At 71.5% G+C, this 4,216-nt stretch carries 3 protein-coding genes; all 3 read left to right on the plus strand.

Translation table 11 applies throughout. The features are described from left to right. On the plus strand, positions 1-1,063 hold a 1,063-nt coding region (locus V7E09_RS14650), incomplete at its 5' end, for a bifunctional ADP-dependent NAD(P)H-hydrate dehydratase/NAD(P)H-hydrate epimerase (RefSeq protein ID WP_324523625.1). Positions 1,064-1,072: 9 nt separating this feature from the next. Further along, complete coding sequence (locus V7E09_RS14655; protein ID WP_324510360.1) at positions 1,073-2,248, plus strand: M20 metallopeptidase family protein; 1,176 nt, start codon at positions 1,073-1,075, stop codon at positions 2,246-2,248. Between the two features lie 316 nt (positions 2,249-2,564). Then, positions 2,565-4,145 (plus strand): sugar transferase, encoded by a 1,581-nt coding sequence (locus V7E09_RS14660; RefSeq protein ID WP_324510361.1) that lies wholly within the window; start codon positions 2,565-2,567, stop codon positions 4,143-4,145. Positions 4,146-4,216: the final 71 nt, after the last annotated feature.

The raw sequence follows: 4,216 nt of genomic DNA on the forward strand, positions 1-4,216 counted from the left end.
CCTCATCGACGGGCTGGCCGGCCTGGGAGGGCGCGCGGGGCTTCCGGACGCCGCCGCCGCCGTGGCGCGGGCCGCCGCGCAGGCCCGGGTGCCCGTCGTCTCCGTGGACCTTCCCTCCGGCCTGGTGGCCGACGCGGTGATCGCGCACGACAGCTTCGCCGCGGAGGTGACGGTGACCTTCATCGGGCGCAAGCTCGCGCAGGTGGCACAGCCCGCCGCTTCGGCCTGCGGTCGGGTCACCCTGGTCGACATCGGCGTCCCCGTCACCGTGACGGACGTCTGGCGGATCACCGAGGAGGACGTGCGCTCCTGGTACCCGTGGCCCGGTCCGCGCAGCGACAAGTATTCCCGGGGGGTCGTCGGGCTGGACACCGGCTCCCCGGCGTACCCGGGGGCCGCACTCCTCGGCGTCGACGGCGCCCTGCACACCGGGGCCGGGATGGTCCGCTACGCCGGACCCGCCCGCGAGCGGGTGCTGGCCACCTTCCCGAGCGTGGTCGCCCCCTTGGATCCGCAGGCTCCTGGCCGCGTCCAGGCGTGGGTGTGCGGCTCGGGGTGGCCCGGCCCCGATCCGGACCGTCTGGCGCGACGGCTGCGCGACGGCGTCCCCACCGTGGTCGACGCCGGGGCGCTGACCGATCTCCCCGACCGGCTGCCGCCGGGTTGCCTCCTCACCCCGCACGCCGGGGAGTTGGCGCGCCTGCTGGATGTGCAACGCAGCGCCGTGGAGGAGGATCCGGTGCATCATGCGCGCGAGGCCGCGCGGCGGACCGGGGCGACGGTGCTGCTGAAGGGGGCCACGCAATACTGCGTCCGGCCCGATGGTGCCGTCATGCTCGCCGAACCGGGGCCGGCGTGGAGCGCCACCGCCGGATCCGGCGACACCCTGGCCGGGATCGCTGGCGCTCTGCTGGCCGCGGGGCTGGACGCCTGGCGGGCGGGGGCGGTCGCCGCCTCCCTGCAGGCCCGCGCGGCTGCCATTCTGCCGGGACCGCGGACCCCCTCCGAGGTCGCCTCGCACGGGCTTCCGGACGCCATCATCGCGCTGCGCGCACCGGACTAGGGTGAACGGGTGACCGAAGACCTTCTCGCCCGACTCGTTGCCGGCATCGACGCCGCCCTACCGGAAGCGGCGTCCCTGCGCCGCGCGATCCATGCCGACCCGCACCTGGGGGGCGACGAGGCGGACACCCGCGATGCCGTCACCGCGGCCACGCCCTGGATCGACTGGCTTCCGGTCGCGGAGACCGGCGCCTTCGGCCGACTCGGCCCGGCGGGCCCGGCGGTCGGGCTGCGCGCCGAACTGGACGCCCTGCCCATCACCGAGGCGACCGGGGTCGAGTGGGCGTCCCAGCGCCGGGGGATCATGCACGCCTGTGGCCACGACGTGCACATCGCCGGCTTGTGGGCGCTGCTGGCCGCCATCCAGGATGCCGACGCGCCCCTGCCGGTGGGCCTGGTACCGATCCTCCAGCCGCGCGAGGAGTGCAATCCGCCGGGGGCCAGCGACGTGGTCGCGTCCGGGATGCTGGAGGACGAGGACGTCGCCGCCATGGTGGGTGTCCACGTGCAGCCCGCCGTGGAGCGGGGCGTGGTGTCGACGGGGGCAGGTCCGGTGAACGCCGCCTTCGACACCTTCCAGATCACCGTGACGGGCCGGGGCGGCCACGGCGCCTACCCGCATCTGGCCGTGGATCCGATCACGACGCTGGCGACGATCATCGCCGCTCTCCCCGAGGCCGAGGCTCGCGTGGTCAACCCGATCCACCCCAGTGTGGTGTCGGTGGGCACCATCCGGGGCGGCACCGCCGACAACGTCATCTCCGAGACGGCGACCTGCACGGGGACCATGCGCACGTTCCACGAGGCGGACCGGTCGGCCCTGCAGGGGGCGATGACGCGCCTGGCCGAGGGACTCTCCCTCGCCCGCGGGGCATCGGCAAGCGTCACGTTCCACCGGGGCGGCCCGGCGCTGGTCAACAGCGAACCGCTCGTCGAGCGGACCGACGCGGCCCTCACCGCCCTGGGAATCCCGGTCGCCCCAGAACCGTTCCGCTCCTGCGGCTCGGACGACTTCTCCGAGTACGGCGATTCGGTCCCTTCTCTGATGAGCTTCATCGGAACGGGTCCGGTCGAGGGCGTCGGCCTCCATCACGCGAAATTCCTGCCCGGCCGCGATGCCTTGCGGCTGTGCGCGGTGACGTATGCCGCCGGGTACGTCGCGGCCGCGGATTTCGTCGCGCGGTAAGGCCTTTCCAGGGATTTCGCGCCCAGCCCCAGGAACAGCGGCACCCCCGCACTCTCCCTGGTCGGACCAGAGTCGAGAACGGCTTCGCAAAAACAACGCTTCCCCTTGTCACCCGCCAGGGGGGTTGCCTCCCCGTTGCCCAACATGCACGAGGGCACTACCATCCCTACAAGCGTCACATCCTGCCCCTCGGAAAATTCCACGATACGGCCCTCTCGCAATCAGGACCGTATTGCTGTGTCCCTCCGTAGCCGGGCTCGATGGTCGCCCCAGGCGGAGTGCCTGTGGGCGGGCGCGGGAAACATGGGGGAAATGGATGACAACTCGCATGGCGCCGGAGGACCGCCATCATGGCGGGGGTGACCTTGCGTCCGCGTTCGTGACGATCAAGAACGGGCGGACGCAGGCGCCAGCGCGCGCGAGCGGATACGCGAGCGAGGCTCGTCGCTCGCCGCGGACCTCCCCCGTCCTGGAGCGGCGGCGCCGTTGGGAGCGCCGATACCGGTTGAACCTGTGGGTCTCGGACGCCCTCATCGTGATCGCCTTCTGCGTGCTCTCGACGGTGCTGCGGCTGCAGTTGCTCGACCCCACCTTGATCGCCGAGGATCCGGGCATCATCGCCCGGATCCCGCTGATCACCTCCCTGGGCTGGCTGGTGGCCCTGAGCGCCTTCGGTACGCGCGATTCGGAGTTGTTCGGCAGCGGCGTCACCGAGTACACGAGGGTCGCCCAGGCCACGGGGTTCGCGTTCGGGTTGCTCGCGATCGCCTTCATCGTCTTCCAGTGGCCGGGACTGCGCACCCAACTCCTGATCTCCCTGCCCTTCGGCCTTCTGGTGCTGTTGGCCACCCGTTGGCTGTGGCGCCGCTGGCTGCTGCGGCGTCGCAAGTTCGGTGAGTACGTCTCCCGTGCGTTCGTGGTCGGCGCCCACGACGAGGTGGCGTTCGTGCTGCGACGGCTCGGCCCGACGTGGGCGCTGGGCTACCAAGTGGTCGGAGCCAGCCTGTCCGATCGCTCGGTGGCAGCCATCGCGGTGGACGGCCAGGCCTACCCCGTCGTCGGTTCGATCCACGACGCGGCCGCCACGGCGCACCGGTTGGGGGCCGACGCGATCATCGTGGCCAGCCAGCCCGACGAGGACCCCGACTTCGTTCAGCGGCTCAGCCAGCAGATGGTCGGCACCGCGGCGGAACTCGTCATCGGCGGTCGGCTGGCCGACGTCGCCGGTCCGCGGATATCGCTGCGTCCCCTCGAGGGACTACCGCTCATCCAGGTCAAGATCCCGACCTTCGAGGGCGGCGCCCACGTCGTCAAGCGGGCCTTCGATCTCGTGGTGTCTTCGTTGGCGCTGCTTCTCATCGCGCCCGTCTCCCTCGTGATGGCCCTCGCCATCAAGATCAGCGACGGTGGCCCGGTGTTCTACCGGCAAAAGCGCGTGGGCCGCGACGGCCGCGAGTTCGACATGTTGAAGTTCCGCTCGATGCGCGTCGGGGCGGACGCCGAGCGGGCCCTCTTGCAGGCGCAGAACGACGGATCGGGACCGCTGTTCAAGATGCGCGACGATCCCCGCGTCACGCGGTTGGGGAGGGCGTTGCGCAAGCACTCCCTCGACGAACTACCCCAGTTCTGGAACGTCTTCGTCGGGGACATGAGCGTGGTCGGCCCCCGCCCCCCGCTGCCCAGCGAGGTCACCACCTACGACGGCCGCGTCTACCGCCGGCTCTACATCAAGCCGGGGATCACCGGCCCGTGGCAGGTGGGCGGCCGCAGCAACCTGTCGTGGGACGAGAGCGTGCGCCTCGACCTCCACTACGTCGAGAACTGGTCCCTGCTCGACGACCTGCGGATCATGTGGCGGACCGTTGGCGTCATGCTCAAGCCCGAGGGAGCGTACTGATCGATGGTGCTCAAGGACAGGTCCGCGTGGACCGGCACCCCGCGATCGGCGACCGACAGCGACCAGACGGC

The sequence above is a fragment of the Propioniciclava sp. genome, from assembly GCF_036744435.1.
Lineage (GTDB): Bacteria > Actinomycetota > Actinomycetes > Propionibacteriales > Propionibacteriaceae > Propioniciclava.

What these genes read in the sequence shown, in the direction of transcription:
- V7E09_RS14660 (WP_324510361.1), top strand. Translation starts at nt 2,565, where the DNA reads ATGACAACTCGCATGGCGCCGGAGGACCGCCATCATGGCGGGGGTGAC.